Raw genomic sequence first — 26,308 nt, forward strand, 5'->3', positions numbered from 1 at the left:
GCTCCCTTGTCGTCATCATGCTGCAATGCGGTAGCATAGTGACGGCGCGGGCGCGCGTCGACAGGTCCCGCCGCCGGCGCAGCCTATCGCGCAGCGCGTCGCCAGCGGGCGCTGATCCTGACCGGGTCGTGGATGTGTCCGCCGACAAAGACCAGCATTGCACCGGCACTCGCGCAAACGAAGCCGATCGTGGCGAGCAGGAACGCGAACGAGCCGGCTGCCGAGTGAAGGCGAGCGAGCGCGTGGACCGTGGTAATGGCAATCGCAAGCGACAGAACACCACTGGTGCGGAGGCTGAGATCGGTGCGGAGGCGGTGAGCGTCGGTCATGCGACACTCCAGCTATCGCCTGCCGCATATGCGTTCGAGATCGATAACAGGGGGAGCCATAGTGTTCACATAGTGCGCAACCCCGTCATCCCGGCGAAAGCCGGGACCTCGAGCGGCAGGGGCGACGCGTGGCTGGAAACCTTAGCATTTACTGGGGTGATGGTTGGCTGCGTGCATTTACCAGCGAACCGCCTGCTTCCTTGTTCTGCCGCGAAGGCGGGAGCCCAGTCTGGGTCCCCGCCTCCGCGGGGAAACAAGCTTTTTAGTTCAGGCGTCGACGAGCAAGCGGTACCCGATGCCGAGTTCGTTCGCGATGACCGTTCCGACTCCCCCCGTCCCCTCCAGCTTCTGCCGCAAGTTACGCACGACGATGCGGAGATACTCGATCCGGCGATCGTGATCGGTCGGCCACGCTGCCTCGAGGATCCGCTGGTGCGTCACCACCCGCCCCGGATGCGCCGCTAACGCCGAGAGCACGTCGAACTCCTTGCGCGTCAGATGCGCTTCCTCGTTCCCACGGCGGACGAGCCGGTGCTCGAAATCGATTTCCACCCCATGCGCGTGCAAAACCGTAGGCCGAGACGTCGCTTCGCCGCGCCCCCGCAACGCCACCCGCAACCGGGCGAGCAACTCCTCCGTGTCGAACGGCTTCGTCACATAATCCTCGGCTCCAAGATCGAGCGCAGCGACCTTCTGGTCGGTCGCCTCGCGCGCGGAGACGACGAGGATGATCGGATCGCCGAGCTTCTTCAGCAGCGGCACCAGTTCCAGCCCGTCGCGATCGGGCAGCCCCAGGTCGAGCAGTACCGCGGTCAACGGCCGGCTCCCCGCGATCCGTAGCGCCTCGCGTGCGTCGACCGCCTCCTCGACGCCGTACCCCGCGCGTTCCAGCGTGTTCTTCAACAACCGGCGGATGTGCAGTTCGTCGTCCACTATCAGGACCGTTTGTGTGCTCATATGTTCGCTCCGTCGGTGTCGCGGACGAGCAGCGCCACGGGGAAGCACAGGCTGAACCGTGCTCCGGTCAGGTCTTCGCGGTTGCTGGCTTCGACGGTCATCCTCATCGCTTCGGCGAACGCTTTCACGATCGCAAGCCCGAGCCCGGTGCCGCCGATCGCGCGGTCGGAGCCTTCGAGCCGGCGGAACGTCTCGAACACCTCTTTCTCGCGGCCGGGTGGCAGGCCCGGTCCCTGGTCGATTACCGACAGCCGCAGCATCCCGAACCGGTGTTCCGCGCGCACCACGATCGGCGTCCCCGGGTCGGCATAGCGGCCGGCATTGTCGAGCAGGTTGAGCAGGCAATGGTGGAGTAACTGCGGGTCGACGCGGACCAGCGGCAGGTTCGGCGCGACGTCGAGTTCGATCGCATGGCCCTCAAGTACACGCTTCGTGTCGTGCACCGCGCCCGCCACCGCGTCGGTGAGGTCGGTCGGTTCGAGCCGCAACCGGAGCGCACCCGCCTCGACCCGCGCCATGTCGAGCAGATTGCCGACGAAGCGGTTGAGCCGCGCCGCCTCGGTCTCGATCGTGTCGATCAGCTCGGGCGTGACGCCGCGGTGCAGTTCCGCCGCCGCCGCCATCACCGATGTGAGCGGCGTGCGCAGGTCGTGGCTCACCGATGACAGCAACGCCTGCCGCAACCGATCACGCTCGCGCACCGCGTCGACATCGCGCATCTCGACCTCCAGTCGCGCGCGTTCGAGCACCAGCGACGCCTGATCGACCAGGCTCATCAGCAACGGCAGTTGGTCCGATCGCACCGGATCCCCACCCGCTTCCCGAGCCAACCCAAGCACCGCCAGCGTCCGCTCGCTTGAGCGCAACGGCTGGAAGAACCACTCCGACGCCGCCAGCGTGCTCGACCCACGCCCCGCCGGCGCGCCCGTATCATAGGCCCATTGCGCGGCGGCCATCTCCATCGTTTCGAGCCGGTAATCCGCGCCGTTCGCCGCCTGCACCGCGAGACCGGGGTCCTCCGCAACGAGGATGACGGCACGCACGCCGAACAACCGGCCGATTTCCTCGCAGATCGCACGACCCAGCGCGACCGGCTCGTTGAGCGAGGTCAATTGGCGAAGGAACCCCGCGAGCGCGGCGTTGGTGCGCGCGCTGGCGGCGGCGATGTCGGCCTGCGCGCGGACTCGTGACGTGAGCTGGCTCGTCACGAACGCTATGCCGAGCAGCACGAGGATCGAGATCACGTTCTCGGGATTGTTGATCGTCAGCGTGCCGGTCGGCGGCAGGAAGAAGAAGTTGTACGCGATCGACGAAACCACGCCTGCGAACAGCCCGGTACGCAGGCCGAACAGACTCGCCGCGGCCATCACCGGCAGCAAATAGAGCAGTGCGACGTTGCCCAGGTTGAGGATATGGAACAGCGCGCTCGCCACGCCGGTGACACCCGCGACCATCGCCGTCGTCCAGGCGTAGCCGGATTTGCTGCCCCATCCGCCGGTCCGCACGCGTGTGCCGCGGGGCGCGGTGGGTGGGTCCATCGGCAGGACATGGACGGCGATCCCCGGTGACTCGCGGACCATCTGGTCGACGACCGAGCCGTGACGGAGTTCGAACCAGCGCGAGCGGGTCGACTTGCCGACCACCAGCTGCGTCGCGCGCGCCTCGGTCGTGAAGGTCTTGAGGCCGTCGACCACCGACGTCGCGGGCACGGTCGCGACGTCGCCGCCGAGTTGCGTCGCGAGGTTGAAGACCGCGGCGAGCTGGCGGTGCTCGGGCTCGCCGAAGGTCTGCGCGCGCGGCGTCTCGATATAGACCGCGGTCCAGGGCGCGTGCATCGCGTCGGCGATCCGCTTGGTGGCGCGGACCAGGCCGAGCGCGCCGGGCAGTTCGCTGATCGCGACGACGATCCGCTCGCCGCCCGCCCAGGTGCCGCCGACCCCCAACGCGCGGACGTGTTCGAGCATCTGCGCATCGACGGCCTGCGCGGCGCGACGGAGCGCGAGTTCGCGTAATGCCGACAGGTTGGACTTCGAGAAAAAATGCGAGAGGGCGCGAGTGGCCTCTTGGGGCAGATAGACCTTGCCCGCCTTCAGCCGCTCGATCAGTTCGTCCGGCGGAATGTCGACGACTTCGATCTCGGCGGCTTCGACGATGCTGTCGGGGACGGTCTCGCGGACGCGGACGCGCGTGAACGAGGCGACGACGTCGTTGAGGCTCTCGATGTGCTGGACGTTGATCGTCGAATAGACGTCGATGCCCGCGGCAAGCAGCTCCTCGACGTCCTGGTAGCGTTTCGGGTGGCGGCTGCCGGGCGCGTTGGTGTGGGCGAGTTCATCGACGAGGACGAGCGTCGGCGCGCGTTCGAGGATGGCGTCGAGGTCCATCTCGTCCAGCGTGCGGCCTTCGTACGGGATCGCTTTCCGCGGGACGATCTCGTGGCCCCGCGTGAGCGCTTCGGTTTCGACGCGACCGTGCGTCTCGACCACGCCGATGACGACATCGACGCCCGCACGACGGCGTTCGGCGCCTTCAGAGAGCATCTCGTACGTCTTGCCGACACCGGGGGCGGCGCCGAGGAAGATCTTCAGACGGCCGCGACCCTCCTGCGACGCCTGTCGCAGAAGGGCCTCGGGGGATGGTCGCGTGTCGTCGTTCAACGTGCGCCCGTTGCGTCCAGCGCGCGGTTGAGGGCGAAGACGTTCACGCGGGGCTCGCCGAGGATGCCGAGCAGCGGGCCGTCGACGTTGGCGGCAACCAGCGCGCGGACCTTGTCGACGGGCAAGCCACGGGTACGCGCGACGCGGGCGACCTGTGCGTAGGCCGAGGCTGGCGACAGGTCAGGGTCGAGGCCTGAACCCGAGGCGGTGGCGAGATCGGCTGGCAGTGGCCCGGTCACGCCTTCCGCGCGGCGCTTGGCGACGTCGGCCTTGGTGCGATCGACGAGCGCCTGGCTGGTTGGGCCGAGGTTCGATCCCGACGACGCGAGGCCGTCATAGCCCTTGCCGGCGGCCGAGGGGCGCGTCTGGAAATAGCGGTCGGTGGTGAAGGCCTGTCCGACGACGGTCGAGCCGATCGCCTTGCCGTTGGCCATGACAAGGCTGCCGTTCGCTTGCGCGGGGAAAATGGCCTGTCCGATGCCGGTCATCGCGAGGGGGTAGACGATCCCGAGCAGCAGCGCGAACAGGATCGTCATGACGAACGCCGGGCGGAGGGCGGAGGTGAAATCGGAGGTCATTGGATGCTTCCTTCTGCCGTCACCCCAGCGAACGCTGGGGTATCGTGCCGCGCACGGCGCACTTCGGGGAGGGAGACCCCAGCGTTCGCTGGGGTGACGGGGTTGGGTTGGGTGGTGGTGGTGTCACGCCCAGAGCGCACCGGAGCTTGCGTTCGCCCGCCCAGCACCTCCCCGGCGAAGGCCGGGGTCCAGTTGGGTGACGTTGCTAACTGCGGATGCGCTTCGTTACTGCGACCTTTCCACCTAGGCCCCGCCCTTCGCCGGGGTGGTGTTGGGGGTCGGTGCGAGGGTGCATGTGCGCGCAACGGACTGGTCTGGATCATCATGCGAGGTCCAGCGCGCCGACCAGAAGGTCGATCAGCTTGATCCCCACGAACGGCGCGATCAGCCCCCCCAGCCCATACACCGCCAGATTGCGCGCCAGCAGCGGTCCCGCGGCCATCGGCTTGTACGCCACGCCCTTGAGCGCGAGCGGTACCAGCATCGGGATGATGATCGCATTGAAGATGATCGCCGACAGGATCGCACTCTCCGGTGAGCCGAGCCGCATCACGTTGAGCACCCCCAACCCCGGATAGAGCGCGACGAACATCGCCGGGATGATCGCGAAATACTTCGCCACGTCGTTCGCCACCGAGAAGGTGGTCAGCGCACCGCGGGTCATCAGGAGCTGTTTGCCGAGACCGACGATCTCGATCAGCTTGGTCGGATCGCTGTCGAGGTCGACCATGTTGCCCGCCTCGCGCGCGGCCTGCGTGCCGGTGTTCATCGCCACGCCAACGTCCGCCTGCGCCAAAGCCGGCGCGTCGTTGGTGCCGTCGCCGCACATCGCGACCAGCCGCCCGCCCTGCTGTTCCTTGCGGATCAGGTCGAGCTTGTCCTCGGGCGTCGCCTGCGCGAGGAAGTCGTCGACGCCGGCCTCTGCGGCGATCGCGGCGGCGGTGAGCGGGTTATCGCCGGTGATCATCACCGTGCGAATGCCCATCGCGCGCAGCTCGCCGAACCGCTCGCGAATGCCCGCCTTCACGACGTCCTTGAGGAAGATCGCGCCGAGCAACCGACCATCGCGGGCGACTGCCAGCGGCGTACCGCCAGCGCGCGCGATCTCGTCGGTGATCCGGCGCAATTCGGTCGCGGCGGCGGTCGCCCCTGCCCCCGGATTGGCCTTCAGGATCGAATCCACGGCCCCCTTCTGGATCAGCGAACCCCCGACGATCACGCCCGAGATGCGCGTCTGCGCGGTGAACGGAATGACCTCCGCATCGCCCGGCAGTTCGCTGGTCGTCACGCCGAACTTCTCGCGCGCCAGCACGACGATCGAGCGGCCCTCAGGCGTCTCGTCGGCGAGGCTGGCGAGCAAGGCTGCCTCGGCCAGGTCCTCGTCACGCGTGCCGCCGACTGAGCGGAATTCGCTCGCCTGACGATCGCCGATCGTGATCGTGCCGGTCTTGTCGAGCAGCAGCACGTCGATATCGCCCGCCGCCTCGACTGCACGGCCCGACTTCGCCAGCACGTTGAAGCGCACCAGACGGTCCATCCCCGCGATCCCGATCGCCGACAGCAACGCCGCAATCGTCGTCGGGATCAGCGTGATCAGCAGCGCCGCCAGGATCGCGACCGGCACCCGACCGCCGGCATAGCTGGCAAACCCGGGGATCGTGCCGACCGCGATCAGGAAGATGATCGTCAGGCCGACGAGCAGCAGCGTCAGCGCGATCTCGTTCGGCGTCTTCTGCCGCTCGGCGCCCTCGACGAGTGCGATCATCCGGTCGAGAAAGCCTTCGCCGGGGTTGGCCGTGACCTTCACGCGGATCTCGTCGGAGATGACGCGCGTGCCCGCCGTCACCGCCGAGCGATCGCCGCCCGCCTCGCGGATCACCGGCGCGCTCTCGCCCGTGATTGCCGCTTCGTTGACCGAGGCGACACCCCAGACGACTTCGCCGTCCGCCGGGATGAGGTCGCCCATCGTCACCAGGACGATGTCGCCCGCGCGGAGCATGCTGGCGGGGACGGACTCGACCTGGTCCCCCTTCATGCGGCGGGCGGTCAGTTCGGCCTTGGTCGCGCGCAACGACGCGGCCTGCGCCTTGCCGCGGCCTTCGGCGAGCGCTTCGGCGAAGGTGCCGAACAGCACGGTCAGCCACAGCCAGATCACCAGCTGGATCTTGAAGCCGACCGAGAGCCCGTCGCCGCCGACATTGACGAGGATCGTCAACAGCGTGGCGACGACGGCGGTGACGAACATCACCGGGTTGCGGATCAACTGCCGCGGATCGAGCTTGCGGAAAGCGTCGCTGATCGCCGGTACGATCAAGTCGGCCGTGAACAGCGACTTGGTAGGGGTGCGTGCCATTTTGGCTTGTCCCGTCAGAAGGTTTTGCCGCTGATCATCGCAAGATGATCGGCGATGGGACCGAGCGCGAGGCTCGGCAGGAAGGTCAGGCCGCCGACGATCAGGATGATCCCGACCAGCAGGCCGACCCACAGCGCACCCGTCGTCGGGAACGAACCTGCGCTTTCGGGCGTGTACTTCTTGGCCGCGAGACCACCGGCGATGGCGAGCATCGGCACGATGATGAAGAAGCGCCCGAGCCACATCGCGACCCCCAGCAGGCCGTTGTAATACGGCGTGTTGGCGGTGAGCCCGGCAAAGGCCGACCCGTTGTTCCCGACTGCGCTGGTGAAGGCGTAGAGGATCTCGCTGAACCCGTGCGGCCCCTTGTTGAGCGGCCCCGCCAGCCCGTCGGGCAGCACGGCGCTGAGCGCGGTGAAGCCGAGGATGACGAGCGGCAGGATGGCGATCGCCAGCACCGCCAGTTTCACTTCGCGGCTCTCGATCTTCTTCCCGACATATTCGGGCGTGCGGCCGACCATCAGGCCGGCGACGAACACGGCGAGGATGGCGAACAGCAGGAAGCCGTAGATGCCCGCGCCGACGCCGCCGATGACGACTTCGCCGAGCTGCATGTTGAGCAACGGAATCATGCCGCCCAGCGCCGTAAAGCTGTCGTGCATGCTGTTGACCGCACCACACGACGCGGCGGTGGTGACGACCGAGAACAGCGCGGACGCGGCGATCCCGAAGCGGACCTCCTTGCCTTCCATGTTGCCGCCCGCGACACCGATGTTGTGGAGGATCGGGTTACCCGCGGCTTCCTGCCAATAGGTGACGGTGACGCCGGCGAGGAATAGCACGAGCATCGCCGAGAGGATCGCCCAGCCCTGCCTGGTGTTGCCGACGGCCTTGCCGAACGTCCAGGTCAGGCCGAAGCCGACGACGAAGATCGACAGCATCTGCACGAGGTTGACCAGCGCGGTCGGGTTCTCGAACGGATGCGCCGAGTTCGCGTTGAAGAAGCCGCCACCATTGGTGCCGAGCATCTTGATCGCTTCCTGGCTCGCCACCGGACCGAGGACCAGCGTCTGCTTGAGCCCTTCGAGCGTGGAGATGTCCACCGTGCCGGCCATCGTCTGCGGCACGCCGCTGGCGATGTAGAAGAGCGTCACAACGACGCAGATCGGCAGCAGCACGTAGAGCGTGACGCGCGTCATGTCGGCCCAGAAATTACCGATCGTTGCGCTCGAGCGCCGAGCGAACCCGCGGAACAGCGCGAACGCCAGCGCGATGCCGGTCGCCGCCGACAGGAAGTTGTGGATCGTCAGCCCAAACATCTGGCTGAAGTTCGACATGGAAGTCTCGCCGGCATAGCTCTGCCAGTTGGTGTTCGCCGTGAAGCTGATCGCGGTGTTGAACGCGAGATGGGGGCTGAGCCCCGCGAGGCCCTGCGGATTGCCCGGCAACACGCCCTGCAGACGCAGCACCGCGTAGGTCAGTGCCATCAGCACGGCGTTGAACACGATCATGTGCAGGGCGTAGCGGCGCCAGCCCTGCTCTTGTTTCGGATCGATGCCGCTGAGCTTGTAGAAGCCGGTCTCGACCGGTCCGAGGATTGCGTGGATCGGGGTGCGGCGGCCTTCGTACAAGGCGAACAGCCACAGGCCGACGGGTTTGGTCAACGCCAGCAATATGCCGACGAAGCCCAGGATGAGGATCCATCCTTCGAATGTCATGGGCGCGCGCTCCTAAAAGCGTTCGGGACGGACGAGCACCGCCACGAGGTAAAACAGCAGCCCGAGCGCGACGATCGCGGCGAGCCAGAGGTCGAGGGTCATGATGATGTCCTCATGGGCTCAAGCGTTGTCGCACAGGCGGACATAGGCGAGCGTCGCCGCCACCAGTCCGACCATGAACGCTATCCAGAGTAGATCCTGCATCGGTTGATCCTTCAGAAGGCGGCGGTGAGCGAGGCGACGATCGTGCCGTCGGCGATCGATCCGGTTCCGTCCTGGCCGCGGCTGAAGCTAGGCTGGAGATACGCGGCACTGCGACGCGTGATGTCGGTGTCGACATAGCTCACGTTGAAGGTGAGGTTTCGATACGTAGTGTCCGCACCGAGCGACCAATCCCAATAGTCGCCGGTCGGCGCGGCGCTGGTCGCGTTGGGGCCGAGCCCGTCATTGCCCCAGCTATGGCCGATATGCGCCTTGGCGGTAACCGGCGTACCTGCGATCGCGAACGCGCCGTCGCCGGTGAGGTAGAGGTTGTCCTCCTTGTCGCCCGCATCGGTATAGACGCCCGCGGCGGCATCGGCGCCGGTGCGATACCATTTGCCGAGCGCCTGCTGCTTCGGCGCATAGAAGGCGCTGGCGGTCAGCGTCGCCGGGCCGGTGGTGCCGCTGAGCTTCACATAGGGCTCGGCGTAATCGGTCTTCGAGGCGCCGCCCGGATACATGTACCAGGTCAGGCCGACGTCGATCGTCGCGTTGTCGGCGAGCTTGTGCTTGTAGCCGCCGATCAGGTCGAGCTCCATGTTCGAGCCGCCGAACGTGCCCCAGCCCGACAGGTTCGAGCCCCAGGCGCCGACATACACGCCGCTCTGATGCGTGATCGTCAGCCCGCCCTGGATCGCGCCGTCCTTGTCCGACTGCGACACGCCGCGCAGGCGATAGTCGGTCGCGAGCGTCGCCGAACCACTGACGGTCACGGGTGACGGCGGCGCGGTATCCTGTGCGAACGCGGGCGTGGCGAGGCCAGCGATCAGGCTAGCGGCGGCGGTGAAACGAAGAATGTGCATTGCGGTCCCCATGCGCGCGCCGCCGGAAGGATGGCGGTTCGCGAGGACTGGCAATTAGGCTCCGGCGACGTAGCAATTCGAGATCGATTGCCGTGCCGGAGCATATGTTTCGCGTAGTATTGTCGGAATTATCGACGGCTACCGTACTGGCCGAGATGCACCACCCCGGCGGAGGCCGGGGCCCAGGTGATAAGGTCGTTGTGACGAAGCGCACACGCCGATGGCAACGTCGCCCAACTGGGCCCCGGCCTCCGCCGGGGTGATGCCGGCTCAGTGCCGATCAGCATTACCGACTTACTATACGGTGCGGCGAAGGATCAGCCAGCCCGCGATGCCCGACAGGATCGAGCCCGCGAAAACGCCGACCTTCACCGCGTCCATCGCGTGCGGTGCGCCGGCGAAGGCGAGCCCGCCGATGAACAGGCTCATCGTGAAACCGATCCCGCACAGCACTGCCATGCCGTACACCTGCGTCCAGCTCGCGTTCTTGGGCGCCTCGGCCAGCCGGAACGTCACGAGACCGCGGATCGTCGCGAAGATGCCGATCTGCTTGCCGAGGAACAGCCCGAGCATGATCCCGACCGGCAGCGGCGAGATCACGTCCGCCGCCACCATCCCGCCGAACGCGATGCCCGCATTGGCGAACCCGAACGCCGGCACGATCAGGAAACTCGACCAGGGCTGGAGCGCGTGCTCGAGACGTTTGAGCGGTGGCTGGCCGTCCCCGGTCCGTAGCGGGATCGTCATCGCAACCGCCACGCCGGCGAGTGTCGCATGGACACCCGACAGCAAGACACCGTACCAGATCCCCGCGCCGATCAGCAGATACGGCACCAGCGACCGCACGCCCGACAGGTTCAGGATGACGAGAACGCCGAGCCCAGCGCCCGCCGCAAGCAGCGGCAGCAGCGCGATATGACCGGTATAGAACAGCGCGATGACGAGGATCGCGAGCAGGTCGTCGATCACCGCGATCGCCGTCAGCAGCACCTTCAACGAGGTCGGCACACGCGACCCGAGCAGGGCCAGGATGCCGAGCGCGAACGCGATGTCGGTCGCCGCCGGGATCGCCCAGCCGCGCAGGTTCTCCGGCGTACCGACGTTGACCAGCAGGTAAATGCACGCCGGCACCGCCATGCCCGCGAGCGCCGCCGCCCCGGGCATGATGCGCTCGTCCCAGGTCGAGAGATGCCCCGAGACGAACTCGCTCTTTACCTCCAGCCCGATCAGCAGGAAGAACAGCGCCATCAAACCGTCGTCGATCCAGTGATGGACGCTCATCCCGCCGACTACGTGGTGCAACGTCGCGAAGTACGTTGATGCGAGGGGTGAATTTGCAACGATCAATGCCGCTATCGCCGCCGCGAGCAGCACGATGGCGCCCGCGGCATCACTCGAGAAAAAGCGCCGGATCGCGGTCAAAGACCTTCGCCGCCGACCCATTGCGCGTTGGACAGGCGGCGCGCGAGATCCCAGCTCTGTACGCGGATATCGGGCACCGCGACGACTTCCCACAATCCGCCGCGGGTCATCGGCCCAATGCAGTGGATCCGGTCGTCGGGCGTCCCAGCGGTACGGATCGTGCGTGACTGCGCATCGACGTCGACGCCGAGCCGAAGCGGATCGGGGCGGATCGCACCGGCCGCGAGCAGGTGCTTCACGAGCGGTTCCTCCGACCGCAAGAGGTCACCCTGCGGCCCGGTGCAGTTCACGATCCGCGCCGCGCGCGTGACGACCGGGTCGGTCTCGCCCCGTGGTCGCCACGTCAGCTTTGCCTGGGTCCCGTCGGCTTCGGCCGAGACGATCTTCCCCGCTGCGAAGCTCAGCCGCCCGGTCTCGACGAGTGCTTCTACGCGGTCGGCAACGGCCGGTGCGAGGCGGTGGCGATGGACGTCCCAATAGGGCCGTAGATGACGAAGGAAGCGCCCGCGCACCTCCTGCGACGCTGCTGCCCACAGCATCTGCGTGACAGGACGAAGCTCGTCGACGGCGCAACGCCACCCTTCCTGCGCAGCGCGTGCACGAACATGGCGGACGAGGTCGGTCAGCCCACCCTGCGGTTTGTCCGAAACACCGCGATGCGCCGGAGCACCATCGACATGCCGCCGCGGCGACAGCCCGCGTCGCGACATCGCCAGGATGTTTCCGGCGAACCCCTGCGCATCGAGCAGCAACGCCGCATCGATCGCGGTCAGCCCCGTCCCGACCAGCACGACGGTATCGTCCGCGCCCAGCCCCTCGGCGAGGTTGGCCGCCCAGGGGTCCGCGTAATAGACACCGGCCGGCAGCGCGTCCGGCTTCAACCCCGGCGGCGTGTGCGGTGGCAGGTTGCCGAGTGCGAGCACCGCGGTATCGGCGGCGATCTTGCGCCCGTCCGCCATCGTCAGCGTCACCCCGTCGTCTTCGACCGGATCGATCGCGCAGACCTCGCCCTCGACATGCACCAGCCGGCCGTCCGACGCCGCGATCGCCGCATCGAGCAATTCGCGCAGATACGCGCCATAGGTGGTGCGCGGGACGAAGGTCTTGCGGTCGCCCTTGCCGTGCGCCTCCAGCCAGCGGACGAAGTGATCGGGATCGTCGGGCAGCGCACTCATGTTGCCGGCACGGACGTTCAACAGGTGATCGGGATGCGCGGCACTATACGCGACGCCCCGCGCGAGCTGCCGGTCTCGCCGTTCGATCAAGGTCACGCGCGGCCCCTCGTGCCGCATCAGATTGACCGCGAACAGCGCGCCGGAGAACCCGCCCCCGACGACGACGACATGATCCTCGGGCCCCGCGATCCGCGGCATCGTCGCTCGGTCGTCCATCTGCTAGCTCACCTCGTTAGACGCGGACGCCATGCCCCATCGGCAGCGACTAGCCTACCCCCTGCCCCGCAGAGTTTGGTTCCACCCGCTACTATATGCAGCGCGATGCAACGGTCACGCGGGCGCGTCGCGCTGTGTGCCAAGGCCGGACTTTAGTCGTCGCCAGAGAGGCGGCCGTGCGATGAGGCATCGATACGGAGGGACTATCGCCTTCCGCAGCGCCTCTTTAATGAACCGCGCATGCAGCGGCTCGACGGCGGCGCGTCCATTCCTTCGCATCTCGCGAACGGGATCGTCGCGCTGGGCAATTTCGATGGATTCCACCTCGGTCACCAGGCGGTGGTCGCGCGCGCGATCGCCTGGGCCAAAGCCGAGGGCCGGCCCGCGCTGGTGGCGACGTTCGATCCGCACCCGGTGCGGCATTTCCGCCCCGACACGGCACCCTTCCGCCTCAGCACGCTCGACCAGCGCGAGCGGCTGTTCGCCGACGCCGGCGCCGACGCGATGGTGGTGTTCCATTTCGATGGCGATCTTGCCGCGCTGACCGCCGAAGAATTCATCGCCCAGCGGCTCGAGCACAATCTCCGCATCGGCGGCGTCGTCACCGGCGAGGACTTCACCTTTGGCAAGGGCAAGGCCGGCACCGTCCACACGCTCGCCTCGCGGGGCCCGGTCCACGGTTTTCGCGCGGAGACCGTCGGCGCGGTCGCGCTGAACGGCGAGACCGTCTCGTCCACGCGGATCCGCGACGCCCTGCGCAGCGGCGACATGGCGACCGCGACGCGGCTGCTCACGCGGCCGTTCACGATCGAGGGCGTGGTGCAGCACGGCGACAAGCTCGGTCGCACGATCGGCTATCCGACCGCCAATCTCGACATGGGGAATTACCTCCGCCCGGCGTACGGGATCTATGCCGTGACCGGGCGGCTGGATGACGGCCGCGTACTCAAGGGCGCGGCGAACCTCGGCATCCGCCCGAGTTTCGATCCGCCGAAGGAATTGCTGGAGCCGTATTTCTTCGACTTCTCGGAGGACCTGTACGGCCGCCGCGTCGAGGTTTTGCTGGTCGAGTATCTTCGGCCGGAGGCGAAGTTCGACAGCCTCGAAGCGCTGACGACGCAGATGGATGCCGACTGCGCGCGAGCAAGAGAGATACTGGCGTAAAACCCCTCTCCCTTCAGTGGAGAGGGAGGGGCCCGCGCGAAGCGTGGGAGGGTGAGGGCACGCCAGCCCAAAACGGCTGAATTCTCCGCCCGTGCCCTCGCCCGCGTCGCTTCGCAGCTTGCCCCTCTCCCCGAGGGAGAGGGGATGGCAACGTGCGTCGCGCTCGGCTAAGTGCGCCGTACTTATGACCGATACTCCCGCGCCCGCCCGCGATTACCGCGACACCGTCTTCCTGCCGAAGACCGACTTCCCGATGAAGGCGGGCCTCGCCGCGAAGGAGCCGGCGATCCTGGAGCGCTGGGCCAAGCTCGGCATCTACGACCGGTTGCGCGAACAGCGGCTCGGGCGCGAGCGGTTCATCCTGCACGACGGCCCGCCCTACGCGAACGGCGACATCCACATGGGCCACGCGATGAACAAGGTCCTCAAGGACATCATCGTCCGCTCGCAATCGCTGATGGGCAAGGACGCGCCGTACGTCCCCGGCTGGGATTGCCACGGCCTGCCGATCGAGTGGAAGGTCGAGGAAGCGTATCGCGCGAAGAAGCTCAACAAGGACGACGTGCCGGTCGACCAGTTCCGCGCCGAATGCCGCGCCTATGCCGAGAAATGGGTCGCCGTGCAGAAGGCCGAGTTCGAGCGGCTCGGCGTGATGGGCGACTGGGCCGATCCGTACCTGACGATGAAGTACGAGGCGGAAGCCGCGATCGTCGGCGAGCTGTTGAAGTTCGCCGAGAGCGGGCAACTGTACCGCGGCGCCAAGCCGGTGATGTGGTCGCCGGTCGAGAAGACCGCGCTCGCCGAGGCCGAGGTCGAGTATGAGGACATCGTCTCCACACAGATCGACGTCGCGTTCGAGATCGACTCTGCGCCGAACGCGCCCGAACTGGTCGGCGCGCATGCGGTGATCTGGACGACCACGCCGTGGACGATCCCGGTGAACCAGGCGCTGAGCTATGGTCCTGAGATCGAGTATGTTCTGCTGGCAGACGGCGATCGCCGTTACCTGATCGCAGATGCGCTGATCGACAGCTTTTTTGCCCGTACCCTCCCCTCCCGTCATCCCGGCGGAGGCCGGGACCCACTTACCAACGAGGGAGACCGCGGTGAGGTGGGCCCCGGCCTCCGCCGGGGTGACGGGGAGGAAGATGGCGCTGCGATCCTTTGGCGCGGGAAGGGCTCCGACCTCGCCGACGCCACCGCACGGCACCCGATGCACGCACTCGGCGTGTTCTTCGCGAAGCCGCGGCCGTTCCTCCCCGGCGAGTTCGTCACGACCGATGCGGGCACCGGGCTCGTCCACATGGCGCCGGACCACGGCGAGGACGATTTCGAACTCTGCAAGCAATACGGCATCGACCCGGTCTTCGCGATCGACGGCGCCGGGATGTACCGCGCGGACTGGGCATGGCTCGGCGGCCAGGGCAGCGTCATCAACAAGAAGTTCGTGAGCGCGGACGGCCCGATCTGCACTGACCTGCGCGATGCCGGCGCGTTGCTCGCGGCGAGCGACGACTTCAAGCACAGCTACCCACATTCGTGGCGTTCGAAGGCGAAAGTGATCTTCCGCGCGACCCCGCAATGGTTCATCCCGATGGATGCTCCTGCTCCCTCTCCCCTCCGGGGAGAGGGTCGGGGTGAGGGGCAGCCCAGCAATGCTGCGCTTGGAACGACCCCTCACCCCAGCCCTCTCCCCGACGGGAAGAGGGAGTCAGAAGCTGGCAACGGCGCCACCCTCCGCGAAATCGCGCTTGATGCGATCGCCGCGACCACCTGGATCCCCGCACGCTCCGAAAACCGGATCACGTCGATGGTGCAGGGCCGCCCCGACTGGGTCATCTCGCGCCAGCGCGCCTGGGGCGTGCCGATCGCGCTGTTCGTCGACCGCGCCACCGGCCAGTACCTCAACGACCCCGCCGTCAACGCACGCATCGTCGAAGCCTTCCGCCAGAACGGCGCGGATGCGTGGTATTCGGACGGCCACCAGGCGCTGCTCGGCCCCGACTACGACCTCGCCGACTATGAGGTCGTGAAGGACATTCTCGACGTCTGGTTCGACTCTGGCTGCACGCACGTCTTCACCGTCGAAGCACGCTACGGCGAGGGAACGCGCGCGAACCTGTATCTCGAAGGCTCCGACCAGCATCGCGGCTGGTTCCAGTCGTCGCTGCTCGAAAGCTGCGGCACGCGCGGTCGCGCGCCCTATGACGCGGTCCTCACGCACGGCTTCGCGCTCGACGGCCAGGGCCGCAAGATGTCGAAGTCGCTCGGCAACGTCGTCGATCCGCTCAAGATCATCGGCGAGTCCGGCGCCGACATCCTGCGCATGTGGGTCGCCTCGACCGACTATTTCGACGACGTGAAGATCGGCAAGGAAGTGCTCGCCACCGCCTCCGACGCGTATCGGAAGCTGCGCAACACGTTCCGCTACATGCTCGGCGCGCTCGAAGACTTCGACGAGTCCGAGCGCGTCGCCGTGTCCGACATGCCCGAACTCGAGCGTTACGTGCTCCACCGCCTCGGCATGATCGACACCGAACTGCGCCAGGCGGCGGAAGCGTACGAGTTCAACCGCTACACACGCCTGCTGACCGACTTTGCGAACGAGGACCTGTCCGCGTTCTTCTTCGATATCCGCAAGGACTCGCTCTATTGCGACGCGCCGGGCGACATCAAGCGCCGGTCGTACCGCACGGTGCTCGACGTGCTGTTCCACGCACTGGTCCGCTACGCTGCGCCCGTCCTCTGCTTCACCGCGGAAGAGGTATGGCAGTCGCGCTTCCCCAACGACGACAGCTCGGTACACTATCTCGAATGGCCGGCGCTGCCAGAGGTGGAGGACGGCGTCGAGGTCGGGAAGAAGTGGACGCAGATCCGTGCACTTCGCGAAACGGTTACCGAAGCGATCGAGCCAATGCGTCGGGAAAAGACCGTGCGTTCGAGTTTGGAGGCAGAGGTCACAATCAAATCGATGTCGCCTCTCGCGCCAACTGAAGCTGCGGAACTGGCCGAAGCCTTCATCGTCGCCAAGGTCACGCCGGGCGACGCGGTCACCGTAACGCGCACCGACTTCCACAAATGCGGCCGCTGCTGGCGCCACCTCCCCGAGGTGACCGTCGATGGCGAACTCTGCAACCGATGCGACGAGGTAGTGGCCGATGCGTAATCTGCCCAAGGCCGGGTTCGGCGCGGCGATCGCGCTGTTCCTCGCCGACCAGCTCAGCAAATGGGCGGTGACCAAGCCGCTCGGGATCGACTCGCTCGGCGATTCGCAGACGATCACGTCGTTCTTCGACCTGCGCTTCGTCCCCAACATCGGCATCTCGCTCGGGCTGCTCCCCGCCGACGGCCACCTCACCCGCTGGGCACTGGTGCTGCTGACCGGCGCGATCGCGGTCGGTGTGGCCGTGTGGATGACGCGTGAGAAGAACCCCGCCGATCAGGTCGCGCTCGGCTTCGTGCTTGGCGGGGCGATCGGCAATATCCTCGACCGGATCCGGCTCGGCTATGTCGTCGATTTCTGCGACCTGCATATCGGCGAGTGGCGTCCGTTTTTGGTCTTCAATGTCGCCGATGCAGCGATTACTGTCGGCGTGCTCGTCCTGCTTGTTCGGGCGCTCCTCGTGCGCGAGAAGCCCCCTGTGGAGAATTCCCATGCGTAAGTTCGTACCCCTGGCCGCCGGCCTCACCTGCGTCGCGCTGCTCAGTGGTTGCGGGGCAGGCCGTAGCCTCGATCGCGCACGCCCGGACGAGTTCGCCGTCGCGCGCCAGGCGCCGCTCGTGATCCCGCCCGACTTCGCGCTGGTCCCGCCGCAGCCCGGTGCCGCCCGCCCGCAGGATACCGCCGCCAACGCGCAGACGCTCGACGCGTTGTTCGGTGGGGCCGCTGCGCGCAGCCCGGCCGAGTCGGGTGTCGTCGCTGATGCGGGCGCCGACAACGACGATCCCGGCATCCGCTCGAGCGCAGGCGATCCCGGCACGACGGTGGTCGACAAGGGTTCGACGACGCGCGACATCGTCGCAGCACCAGAGGGCGATGGCCAGGACGCGAAGACCACCGCAAACTGATCGAACCCTAACGGCTAACGAAAAAGGGCAGCTCCTCGCGGGGCCGCCCTTCTTCGTGTCTGACGGCTCGTTCCGCCGCCACCCCCGTCATCCTGACGAAAGTCAGGATTCAGAGCCATGAGCGCGGCGCGTGCGGCTCTGGATCCTGGGTCGAGCCCAGGATGACGGGTCGGGTGGGGCGATCAAAAAGTTGAAGGCCCTGATGCAATCTCAGAGCGCCCTTCCTTGTTCTCCCGCGAAGGCGGGAGCACAGACTGGGTCCCCGCCTTCGCGGGGAAACAAGCTTTCAGGTTGATGGGCGCGGAAAGCTCGCCGCGCCCTCTCCTCAGGCGATCAGAACGCGGCGGTCAGCGACACCAGCACCTTGCCGTTGGCGATCGAACCATTGCCGTCCTGGCCTCGGCTGAAGCTAGGCTGCAAATACGCCGACTCGCCCTTGCCGATGTCGGTGTCGACATACGCCACGCCCAGCGTCAGCGGGGTCGTCGGGATCACGTAGTCCGCACCGAACAGCCAGTCCCAATACTCGCCCGTTGGCGACACGCTGGTCGCGAACGGGCCAAGGCCCTTGTTGCCGTTCGAATAGCCGACATGCGCCTTCACGGTCAGCCCGGTGTTCGGGATCCCGCTGCTGACGTCGCCCCAGAGATACAGGTTGTCGTCCTTGGCATTGACCCGGTCATAGCCGACCGCCACCGAGGCACCGTTAGTGTACCACGGCCCGAGCGCCTGCTGCTTGGGGGCATAGGCGACACCGGCGAGCAATGCGACCGGACCGACGGTGCCCGACAGCTTGGCATAGGGCTCGATGAAGTCGGTGTTGTCGAAGCCGCTCGGGTACATGTACCAGGTCGCGCCGACGTCGAGTGCGCCGCCGCCGACCGGCACCTTGTAGCCTGCGATCAGATCGAGCTCCATGTTGGCGCCGCCGAACGTGCCCCAGCCTGCGAGGTTGGAACCCCAGGTGCCGATGTACAGCCCGCTCTTGTGCGTGATCGTGATGCCGCCCTGGACGGCGAGGTTCTCGTCCGACTGCGACACACCGCGGAAGCGATAGTCGCTGACGAGCCCGACCGCGCCGCTGACCGTGACCTCCTTGGGAGGTGCGGTGTCGTCCTGCGCGAACGCTGGCGTTGCGGCAGCCAAAGCAATGCCGCCGAGAAGAAGTGTGGTGAAGCGCATCGTTTCCCTTTCGATACCGGAAGTCGATGTCCGCCCTGCATCCGTGAACGCCGCATCTTTCGGGGCCGAACCCCAGTGCGGTCTTTCCAACGGTGACACCGCGATGACAGCCCATGGTGTGCCGCACAAGCGAATCTTGCGTACAATCGGGCTTTGACAGCACGCATGTTGCGCAACCGCCACACTCATTTCAAAGACAGCCGTCGCGTCCAACGTGCGTTCAGCGTGCTAGGACGTTAATCGACCGTCGGTTTTCCCAACCCTCGCGCTCGAGTTCGGGGATGACGGCGTCGGTCTCGGGATAGCCGATGCAGAGATACGCGACGAGGTGCCAAGTCTCCGGCACGTCGAGGATCGCGCGGATGCGCGACGGGTCGAGGATCGAGACCCAGCCCAGGCCGATCCCCTGCGCGCGAGCGGCCAGCCACAGCGTATGGACCGCGATAACCGCGGAATAGGCGACGGCTTCGGGCATGGTCCGGCGGCCGAGACCGTGGCCCTGCGCCGGGTCGGGTTCGACGAACACTGCGATATGACACGGCGCCTGTTCGAGCCCCGCGAGCTTTAGCCGCGCGTAGTTCGCCGCCCGCGTCTCGTCCTGCATCGCCAACGCCGCTGCATTGCACGCCTCGAACTCGGCACGGACCGCGGCGCGGCGGGCGGGGTCGTCGACCGTGACGAACCGCCACGGCTGACTGAGTCCGACAGACGGGGCGGTGTTCGCCGTCGCCAGCAACCGGTCGAGCAGCCCGGCCGGCAACGCATCGCGCCGAAACCGCCGGACGTCGCGGCGCCAGCGGAACAGCGCGTCCAGCTCGGCCTGGAACGCGAGGCCGAAGATGGGTGCGTCGGCCTCCTGCGCGGACACACCTCGATCGGAAATCGTCTAGACCTTTGCGGCAGAGAAGGCTGCGAGCCCGGCTTCAAGATCGGCGATCAGGTCGGCGGGGTCTTCGAGGCCGATCTGGAGGCGGACCATCGGGCCTGCGGCTTCGCGCTTGGTGACGCTGCGATAGCGGTGTGGGTCGGCGGGGATGGCGAGGCTTTCGAAACCGCCCCAGCTATAGCCAATGCCGAACAGCTGGAGTGTATCGATCAGGGCGGCACGGGACGCCTCATCGCCGCCGTTGAGGACGAACGAGAACAGGCCGCTGGAGCCCTTGAAGTCGCGGACGAACAGGTCGTGGCCGGGGCAATCTGGAAGAGCGGGGTGAAGGACCTGTGTGACTTCGGGCCGGCCTTGGAGCCACTTCGCGATGGTCAGCGCGCTCGACTGGTGCTGCGCGAGGCGGATCGCCATCGTGCGCAGGCCACGGCTGCCGAGCCAGCAATCGTCGGGGCTCGCGACCTGGCCGAGCTGAAAACTCGTCTCGCGGAGCTTCTTGAAATGGCCGGGCGCGGCGGTGACCGAGCCGAGCATGACGTCCGAATGGCCGACGACGTACTTGGTGCCGGCGAGGATCGTCAGGTCGACGCCGCGCTCGATCGCCGGGAAGAACAGCGGCGTGGCCCAGGTGTTGTCGAGCAACGTTGTCACGCCGCGCGCCTTGGCGGCGGCGACGATTGCGGGAACGTCCTGCACCTCGAAGCTCAACGAGCCCGGGCTTTCCATGAAGATCGCCCGCGTGTTCTCGCCGATCAGGTCGGCGATGCCCGCGCCGATCATCGGGTCGTAATAGCGCGTGGTGATCCCGAACCGCTTGAGCAGCCCGCCTGCCATGCCGCGCGTCGGGTCGTAGGCGCTGTCGACCAGCAGCAGTTCGTCGCCTGGGGACAGCACCGACAACAACGCCGCCGCGATCGCCGCAACGCCCGAGCAATAGAGGAACGTCCCCTCCGCGCCGGGCTCGAGCGAGGTCAGGGCGTCGGCGAGGCTCCACTGCGTCGGCGTGCCCTTGCGCCCGTAGAACAGCCGGTGATGCGTATCGCGCGTGGCGCTTTCGCGGAGGTGGCCGACCGAATCATAGAGGATCGTCGAGGCGCGCCAGACCGGCGGGCTGACGATGCCCTGAGTCCATTCCGGGCGACGGCCGGCGAGGACGACCTTAGTCGCGTCACCGACCGGCTTGTTCGTGTCGCTCATGCCGTTCCTGTCGCCTTGGGTGTCTCGGGATCGCCGCCCCATTCGGACCAGCTGCCATCGTACAGCGCCGCGTCGTTGCCGAGCAGGTGCGCGCCGAACGCAAGGACCGACGCGGTGATGCCGGAGCCGCAGGTCATCACGATCGGCTTCGCCAGGTTGATGCCCGCCTTGTCAAACTCGACCTTCAGCGCGTCGCCCGTCTTCCACGTACCGTCCGCGTTGAACACAGCGCCCTGCGGCAGGTTCTTGGAGCCCGGAATATGCCCCGGCGCGGTGCCCGGCCGCGGGTCTTCCTCAGCGCCGGTGAAACGCGTCGCAGAGCGCGCGTCGAGCACCTGCTCCGCACCGCTTGCGACGTTCGCCTTCATCTGGTCGAGATCGCGCACGCCCTTCAGGTCGGCCCAGGTCGTGAAGTGCCGATGCCGCGGCGTTTCTTTCCCCGTTGCGATCTCGCGCCCCTCGGCCTGCCATTTGGCCAGTCCGCCGTCGAGGATCGCCACATTGTGCGCACCGAACAGCCTGAGCATCCACCACGCGCGCGCGGCCGTGTGCCAGGGCGAACTGTCGTACAGCACGATCCGGCTGCCATCGCCGAGCCCCAGCGTCTGCATCCGGCTCGCGAATTTCTCCGCCGAGGGCAGAGTATTCGGCAGGTCGCTGTCGGTATCGCGCAACTCGCTGAGGTTCATGAACACCGCGCCGGGAATATGCGCCGCCTCATACTCCGCCGCCGCATCGCGACCCTCGGCGTAGGTCGCGTCGACGATCCGAAGATCACTCGCGCCCAGTTCGTTCGCCAGCCATTCGGTGCTTACCAACGCGTCCATATGCGGCTCCTTGTGCTCGATCGGTCAGTATCCAGCCGGGCCGCTCGCGTCGAGGGAGGCGAGGAACCCAGCCGCCTGCGCACGCGTCGCCTCGCGGTCCGCCTCGGACTGTTTCGCCCAGTTGCGATACGGCATCGCCAGCCGGTTGTTGCGCCCGAGCTTGTCCGCGTGCCGCGCGAGGAGATCCCAATAGAGCGCGTTGAACGGGCACGCATCGGGCCCGATCCGCTGCTTCACGTTATACCGGCACGTCCCGCAATAATCGGACATCCGGTCGATATACGCGCCCGACGAGATATACGGCTTAGACCCGAGCAGCCCGCCATCCCCGAACTGACTCATCCCCAGCGTATTGGGCAGCTCGACCCATTCATACGCGTCGACATACACTTCCAGATACCAGAGGTGCACCTTGGCGGGGTCCGCGCCGATCAGCAGCGCGAAATTGCCCGTCACCATCAGCCGCTGGATGTGATGCGCGTGCGCGGTCTCCAGCGTCTGGCCGATCGCCTCGCGCAGGCAGTGCATGTCGGTCTCGCCGGTCCAGTACCAGCCGGGCAGCTCACGGTGATGGTCGAGGAAGTTGCGTTCGACGTACTCCGGCCCCTCGCGCCAGTAGATCCCGCGCATATATTCGCGCCAGCCGATGATCTGGCGGATATACCCCTCGACCGCATTCAGCGGCGCGCGGCCCGCGCGATATTCCGCCTCCGCGCGCCGGCACAGGTCGAGCGGATCTAGCAGCCCCGAATTGATATACGGCGACAGGATCGAGTGCCACAGATGCCGCTCGCCCGTGAGCATCGCATCCTCGTAATCGCCGAACTGCGCGAGCGCGTGCTTGAAGAAATTCGCCGCCTGCCGCTCGGCATCGGTCGCGGTCACGGCGTACTCGAACCCGTCGAGGCTCCCCGGATGATCTGCGAACCTTTCCGCCACCAGCGCCAGCACGTCCTTCGTGATCGCATCCGGCGCGAAGACCAGCGGGCGCGGCATCAGCAGGTCGTTCTTCGCGGGCTTCCGGTTCTCCTTGTCGAAGTTCCAGCGATCGCCCTCGGGCTTGCCGGCGGCCATCAACAGCCCGGTGCGCGTCCGCATCTGGCGATAGAACCACTCCATCGTCAGCGACTTGCGCTCCGCCGCCCAGGTCTCGAACTCGGCATGGCTGGCAAGGAAGCGGTCGTCGCTGCGGATCTCGACCGGGATCCCGAACAGCGTTTCCCAGCTTTCGAGCATCGCCATCACACGCCACTCGCCGCCCTCGGTGACGACGATCCGCTCCGGGTCATGCCGCTCGACCGCACGCGCGATCTCGCCGGTGAAGCTGCCCGCATTGTCGGGGTCGTCGAGCTGCGTGTATTCGACCGTCCAACCGGCCTCGCGCAGCGCCTCGGCATGGTGCCGCATCGCCGACAGGATGTACGCGATCTTGCGCTTGTGGTGGCGGACATAGGTCGTCTCCTCGTCGACCTCCATCATCAGCACGATCGTGGTTTCGGGATCACAGTCCCGCAGCGAGGCGAGGTCGATCGTGAGCTGGTCGCCGAGGATCGGTACGAGTGTGGTTTTCTTGCGCGTCATCGCATCCTACATGGCGGCACATGACCGCTCCCCAGAACCCATTGCATCTCGGCCAGAACAGCGCCCTCCCTGCCTCTCCAGAAGAGGCCGTGCTCGATTATGTTCCGAACCCGCGGCCGGGCCGGACGTATCTCGTGCGGTTCGCGGCGCCCGAGTTCACGTCGCTCTGCCCCGTCACCGGCCAGCCCGACTTCGCGCACCTCGTCATCGACTATGTCCCCGGCGAGACGATCGTCGAATCCAAGTCGCTCAAACTGTTCCTGAGCAGCTTCCGCAACCATGCCGGGTTCCACGAAGACTGCACCGTCGGCATCGGCGAGCGCCTGTTCGACGAGATGAAACCGGTGTGGCTGCGCATCGGCGGCTATTGGTATCCGCGTGGCGGGATCCCGATCGACGTGTTCTGGCAATCGAGTGCACCGCCGCAAGATCTGTGGCTGCCGGACCAGGGAGTCGCCTCCTATCGCGGTCGCGGATGAGGCACGCATAAAACCGGTTTGACGTGGGTTGTTAGTATTCCCGTGCTGCACTGCAGTATGTGATGAAACTTTATGCTACCTGAACCGTTCAAATGGATGCGCGACCGGGTTTTCCCAGAAGTGCGCGCTCAAACGAGGGACAGGGTATGGTGAAACCGGCGGACGGTGGGAATATCGCGCGACTGGCGCTGATCGGTAATTTCCTGCCGAGACAGTGTGGCATCGCCACCTTCACGACCGACGTTTTCACGGCCATGCGCGCGCGCTTCCCCGAGATCGCGGTCGACGTCTATGCGATGGACGATCATCCCGGCAAATACGACTACCCGGCCGAAGTCACGGGCACGATCCCCGAGCCCGATCTGTCGGCCTATATCGACACCGCGCGCAAGATCGAGGCGAGCGGCGCGCAGGCGATCTGGCTCCAGCACGAATACGGCATCTTCGGTGGCCCGGCCGGCGAGCACATCCTCGCACTGCTCGATCGCACGACGCTGCCGGTCATCGTCACGCTGCACACGATCCTCGAAAAGCCCAACGCCGACGAGCGCCGCGTGCTCGAAGGGTTGCTGCGTCGGGCTGCCCGCGTGGTCGTCATGGCCGAGCGTGGCCGCGACATCCTCCAGCGCGTCTACGGCGCCAATTCGCGCCAGATCGTCATGATCCCGCACGGCGTGCCCGATCGCGACCTGCTCGATCCGGCCATGCTGAAGGACAAGTTCGGCTGGGAAGGCCGGAAAGTCATGCTGACGTTCGGCCTGCTCGCCCCCAACAAGGGGATCGAGACGGTCATCAACGCGCTGCCCGCGGTGATCGCGAAGCATCCCGACCTGTTGTACGTCGTGCTCGGCGCGACGCACCCGAACCTCGTCGCGTACGAGGGCGAGAAGTACCGCGACAAGCTGAAGGCGCTCGCCGCCGAGAAGGGCGTCGCCGACAACGTCTCGTTCGTCGACGCTTTCCTCGAGCATGGCGAACTGCTCGACTATCTCCAGGCGGCGGACGTCTATGTGACGCCCTACACCAACCCCGCGCAGATCACGTCGGGCACGCTCAGCTACGCGATCGGCGTCGGCAAGCCCGTCATCTCGACGCCGTACGTGCACGCGACCGAGATCCTCGCGGATGGCCACGGCGTGCTCGTCCCGTTCGGTGACGTCGACGCGTTCGCGCGCGAGATCGATGCGCTGATGTCGAACGACCGCGATCGCAACCGTCTCGCCGAGCGTGCTTATGCGCGCGGCCGCACGATGATCTGGCCGAAGCTCGCCGAGGCGATGATGACGGAGATCCGTGCGATCGTGGCGGCGCGCCCTTTTCGCCTCGCCAAGGTTCCAGCCCCGCTGAAGCAGCTGACGCCTGATTTCGCCGCGGTCGAGCGGATGAGCGATTCAACCGGCATGCTCCAGCATTCGATCTATTCGATCCCCGATCGTCGCCACGGCTACTGCATCGACGACAATTGCCGCGCGCTGATGCTGATGAGCGCACTGCCCGATCTCGACGACGTCACCCGCGACAAGTGGATGACGATCTACGCATCATTCGTGCAATACGCCTGGAACCCGGACACGCGCCGGTTCCGCAACTTCATGAACTTCGATCGCACCTGGTGCGAGGATTCGGGGTCGGAGGATTCGAACGGCCGCACGCTCTGGTCGCTCGGCGTCACCGCGCGCGATGCGCAGGCCGCCAAGCACCGCGACTGGGCGACGGCGATGTTCGATTCGACCGCGTCGATGGCGCTCGAACTCGGTAGCCTTCGCGCGCAGGCGTTCGCGATGCTCGGCGCTGCGGCGATGCTGGAGGCCAAGCCCGGCCACCAGCTGTCGCTGTCGATCCTCGAAGCCTTCCCCAAGGTCCATCTCGACCTGCTAGCCAAGGCGCGTCGTCCGGAATGGCAGTGGTTCGAGATCGTGCTCGCCTACGACAATACGCGCCTCCCGCAGGCGCTGATCCGCGCAGGCCAGGCGCTCGGGCGTCAGGACCTGATCGACTGTGGCCTCGCCACGCTCGACTGGATCGTCGCCAAGCAGACTTCGCCCGAGGGTCGTTTCCGCGCGGTCGGGTCGGAAAGCTTCAACCGGCCTTATGCCGAGCCGTTGCAGTTCGACCAGCAGCCGCTGGAAGCGCAGGCAACCGTCGATGCGTGCGCCGCAGCGTATGACGCGACCGGGGACGTGCGCTGGCGTGACGAGGCGTTGCGCGCCTACGGGTGGTTCCTCGGCGTCAACGACCTCGACCTGCCGCTCGCGAGCGTCGCGGATGGTGGTTGCTATGACGGTTTGATGCCGACCGGGCTCAACCGAAACCAGGGTGCCGAGTCGATTTTGGCGCTCCAACTCGCAAGTTGTGCGATTTCAGGGGTATCAAAGGCAGCGCAAAGCGTGGCAGGAGCGGCGCGCGTCGTCGCCTAGCCACGCTAGAGACAGCCTGACAGGCGACGGTGCGCTGA

At 66.6% G+C, this 26,308-nt stretch carries 21 protein-coding genes; 6 read left to right on the forward strand and 15 right to left on the reverse strand.

Going from position 1 to position 26,308, the window contains the following annotated elements; translation table 11 throughout:
• Positions 1-83: 83 nt before the first annotated feature.
• The 10 genes from AC1ME3_RS03480 to AC1ME3_RS03525 form a co-directional block, all read right to left on the reverse strand.
• Positions 84-329 (reverse strand): hypothetical protein, encoded by a 246-nt coding sequence (locus AC1ME3_RS03480; RefSeq protein ID WP_480954866.1) that lies wholly within the window; start codon positions 327-329, stop codon positions 84-86.
• Between the two features lie 267 nt (positions 330-596).
• Positions 597-1,286: a response regulator transcription factor gene (locus AC1ME3_RS03485; RefSeq protein ID WP_426279749.1), complete on the reverse strand. Its 690-nt coding sequence runs from the start codon at positions 1,284-1,286 to the stop codon at positions 597-599.
• Positions 1,283-3,943: a DUF4118 domain-containing protein gene (locus tag AC1ME3_RS03490; protein ID WP_480954867.1), complete on the reverse strand. Its 2,661-nt coding sequence runs from the start codon at positions 3,941-3,943 to the stop codon at positions 1,283-1,285. Before AC1ME3_RS03490 ends, AC1ME3_RS03485 begins: the two co-directional genes overlap by 4 nt.
• Entirely contained in the window at positions 3,940-4,521 is a 582-nt protein-coding gene (kdpC, locus tag AC1ME3_RS03495; RefSeq protein ID WP_480954868.1) for a potassium-transporting ATPase subunit KdpC, read from the reverse strand. The genes AC1ME3_RS03490 and kdpC overlap by 4 nt, the downstream gene beginning before the upstream one ends.
• A gap of 322 nt (positions 4,522-4,843) precedes the next feature.
• Positions 4,844-6,874, reverse strand: a complete 2,031-nt coding sequence (kdpB, locus tag AC1ME3_RS03500; RefSeq protein WP_480954869.1) for a potassium-transporting ATPase subunit KdpB — start codon at positions 6,872-6,874, stop codon at positions 4,844-4,846.
• Positions 6,875-6,888: 14 nt separating this feature from the next.
• Positions 6,889-8,592, reverse strand: coding sequence for a potassium-transporting ATPase subunit KdpA (gene kdpA, locus AC1ME3_RS03505; RefSeq protein WP_480954870.1), 1,704 nt, complete (start codon positions 8,590-8,592; stop codon positions 6,889-6,891).
• Between the two features lie 12 nt (positions 8,593-8,604).
• A complete protein-coding gene (gene kdpF / locus AC1ME3_RS03510) occupies positions 8,605-8,694 on the reverse strand; it encodes a K(+)-transporting ATPase subunit F (protein WP_480954871.1) in 90 nt (29 codons plus the stop codon).
• A 113-nt stretch (positions 8,695-8,807) separates the two neighbouring features.
• A complete protein-coding gene (locus AC1ME3_RS03515; protein ID WP_480954872.1) occupies positions 8,808-9,656 on the reverse strand; it encodes a TorF family putative porin in 849 nt (282 codons plus the stop codon).
• 297 nt (positions 9,657-9,953) lie between these two features.
• Positions 9,954-11,099: a Na+/H+ antiporter NhaA gene (gene nhaA, locus AC1ME3_RS03520; protein WP_480954873.1), complete on the reverse strand. Its 1,146-nt coding sequence runs from the start codon at positions 11,097-11,099 to the stop codon at positions 9,954-9,956.
• A complete protein-coding gene (locus tag AC1ME3_RS03525) occupies positions 11,075-12,469 on the reverse strand; it encodes an FAD/NAD(P)-binding protein (RefSeq protein WP_480954874.1) in 1,395 nt (464 codons plus the stop codon). The genes nhaA and AC1ME3_RS03525 overlap by 25 nt, the downstream gene beginning before the upstream one ends.
• 240 nt (positions 12,470-12,709) lie before the next feature.
• Here AC1ME3_RS03525 and AC1ME3_RS03530 point away from each other — a divergent pair, with 240 nt between their 5' ends.
• The 4 genes from AC1ME3_RS03530 (at position 12,710) to AC1ME3_RS03545 (ending at position 17,701) form a co-directional block, all read left to right on the forward strand.
• Entirely contained in the window at positions 12,710-13,633 is a 924-nt protein-coding gene (locus AC1ME3_RS03530; RefSeq protein ID WP_480954875.1) for a bifunctional riboflavin kinase/FAD synthetase, read from the forward strand.
• A 184-nt stretch (positions 13,634-13,817) separates the two neighbouring features.
• Complete coding sequence (locus AC1ME3_RS03535; protein WP_480954876.1) at positions 13,818-16,799, forward strand: isoleucine--tRNA ligase; 2,982 nt, start codon at positions 13,818-13,820, stop codon at positions 16,797-16,799.
• A complete protein-coding gene (gene lspA, locus AC1ME3_RS03540) occupies positions 16,792-17,295 on the forward strand; it encodes a signal peptidase II (protein WP_056065859.1) in 504 nt (167 codons plus the stop codon). The genes AC1ME3_RS03535 and lspA overlap by 8 nt, the downstream gene beginning before the upstream one ends.
• Positions 17,288-17,701: a DUF3035 domain-containing protein gene (locus AC1ME3_RS03545; RefSeq protein WP_056065856.1), complete on the forward strand. Its 414-nt coding sequence runs from the start codon at positions 17,288-17,290 to the stop codon at positions 17,699-17,701. Before lspA ends, AC1ME3_RS03545 begins: the two co-directional genes overlap by 8 nt.
• 333 nt (positions 17,702-18,034) lie before the next feature.
• Here the strand turns inward: AC1ME3_RS03545 and AC1ME3_RS03550 are convergent, their stop codons facing one another.
• From AC1ME3_RS03550 to AC1ME3_RS03570, 5 genes are all read right to left on the reverse strand, one after another.
• Positions 18,035-18,883 (reverse strand): TorF family putative porin, encoded by an 849-nt coding sequence (locus AC1ME3_RS03550; protein ID WP_480954877.1) that lies wholly within the window; start codon positions 18,881-18,883, stop codon positions 18,035-18,037.
• 220 nt (positions 18,884-19,103) lie between these two features.
• Positions 19,104-19,751, reverse strand: a complete 648-nt coding sequence (gene bluB, locus AC1ME3_RS03555; RefSeq protein ID WP_480954878.1) for a 5,6-dimethylbenzimidazole synthase — start codon at positions 19,749-19,751, stop codon at positions 19,104-19,106.
• A gap of 18 nt (positions 19,752-19,769) precedes the next feature.
• Entirely contained in the window at positions 19,770-20,966 is a 1,197-nt protein-coding gene (metC, locus tag AC1ME3_RS03560; protein ID WP_480954879.1) for a cystathionine beta-lyase, read from the reverse strand.
• Positions 20,963-21,793, reverse strand: coding sequence for a sulfurtransferase (locus tag AC1ME3_RS03565; RefSeq protein WP_480954880.1), 831 nt, complete (start codon positions 21,791-21,793; stop codon positions 20,963-20,965). The genes metC and AC1ME3_RS03565 overlap by 4 nt, the downstream gene beginning before the upstream one ends.
• A gap of 24 nt (positions 21,794-21,817) precedes the next feature.
• A complete protein-coding gene (locus tag AC1ME3_RS03570; RefSeq protein ID WP_480954881.1) occupies positions 21,818-23,374 on the reverse strand; it encodes a cryptochrome/photolyase family protein in 1,557 nt (518 codons plus the stop codon).
• 20 nt (positions 23,375-23,394) lie between these two features.
• Here AC1ME3_RS03570 and queF point away from each other — a divergent pair, with 20 nt between their 5' ends.
• Both queF and AC1ME3_RS03580 read left to right on the forward strand, forming a co-directional pair.
• Positions 23,395-23,853, forward strand: coding sequence for a preQ(1) synthase (gene queF, locus AC1ME3_RS03575; RefSeq protein ID WP_056411723.1), 459 nt, complete (start codon positions 23,395-23,397; stop codon positions 23,851-23,853).
• Between the two features lie 146 nt (positions 23,854-23,999).
• Entirely contained in the window at positions 24,000-26,270 is a 2,271-nt protein-coding gene (locus AC1ME3_RS03580) for a glycosyltransferase family 4 protein (RefSeq protein WP_480954882.1), read from the forward strand.
• Positions 26,271-26,308: the final 38 nt, after the last annotated feature.

This window comes from Sphingomonas sp. BL2 (genome assembly GCF_056680015.1).

Coding starts and splice junctions, on each gene's coding strand:
- AC1ME3_RS03480 (WP_480954866.1), bottom strand. CDS start 329: ATGACCGACGCTCACCGCCTCCGCACCGATCTCAGCCTCCGCACCAGT.
- AC1ME3_RS03485 (WP_426279749.1), bottom strand. CDS start 1,286: ATGAGCACACAAACGGTCCTGATAGTGGACGACGAACTGCACATCCGC.
- kdpC (WP_480954868.1), bottom strand. CDS start 4,521: ATGACCTCCGATTTCACCTCCGCCCTCCGCCCGGCGTTCGTCATGACG.
- kdpB (WP_480954869.1), bottom strand. CDS start 6,874: ATGGCACGCACCCCTACCAAGTCGCTGTTCACGGCCGACTTGATCGTA.
- kdpA (WP_480954870.1), bottom strand. CDS start 8,592: ATGACATTCGAAGGATGGATCCTCATCCTGGGCTTCGTCGGCATATTG.
- kdpF (WP_480954871.1), bottom strand. CDS start 8,694: ATGACCCTCGACCTCTGGCTCGCCGCGATCGTCGCGCTCGGGCTGCTG.
- AC1ME3_RS03515 (WP_480954872.1), bottom strand. CDS start 9,656: ATGCACATTCTTCGTTTCACCGCCGCCGCTAGCCTGATCGCTGGCCTC.
- nhaA (WP_480954873.1), bottom strand. CDS start 11,099: ATGGGTCGGCGGCGAAGGTCTTTGACCGCGATCCGGCGCTTTTTCTCG.
- AC1ME3_RS03525 (WP_480954874.1), bottom strand. CDS start 12,469: ATGGACGACCGAGCGACGATGCCGCGGATCGCGGGGCCCGAGGATCAT.
- AC1ME3_RS03530 (WP_480954875.1), top strand. CDS start 12,710: ATGCAGCGGCTCGACGGCGGCGCGTCCATTCCTTCGCATCTCGCGAAC.
- AC1ME3_RS03535 (WP_480954876.1), top strand. CDS start 13,818: ATGACCGATACTCCCGCGCCCGCCCGCGATTACCGCGACACCGTCTTC.
- lspA (WP_056065859.1), top strand. CDS start 16,792: ATGCGTAATCTGCCCAAGGCCGGGTTCGGCGCGGCGATCGCGCTGTTC.
- AC1ME3_RS03545 (WP_056065856.1), top strand. CDS start 17,288: ATGCGTAAGTTCGTACCCCTGGCCGCCGGCCTCACCTGCGTCGCGCTG.
- AC1ME3_RS03550 (WP_480954877.1), bottom strand. CDS start 18,883: ATGCGCTTCACCACACTTCTTCTCGGCGGCATTGCTTTGGCTGCCGCA.
- metC (WP_480954879.1), bottom strand. CDS start 20,966: ATGAGCGACACGAACAAGCCGGTCGGTGACGCGACTAAGGTCGTCCTC.
- AC1ME3_RS03565 (WP_480954880.1), bottom strand. CDS start 21,793: ATGGACGCGTTGGTAAGCACCGAATGGCTGGCGAACGAACTGGGCGCG.
- AC1ME3_RS03570 (WP_480954881.1), bottom strand. CDS start 23,374: ATGACGCGCAAGAAAACCACACTCGTACCGATCCTCGGCGACCAGCTC.
- queF (WP_056411723.1), top strand. CDS start 23,395: ATGACCGCTCCCCAGAACCCATTGCATCTCGGCCAGAACAGCGCCCTC.
- AC1ME3_RS03580 (WP_480954882.1), top strand. CDS start 24,000: ATGGTGAAACCGGCGGACGGTGGGAATATCGCGCGACTGGCGCTGATC.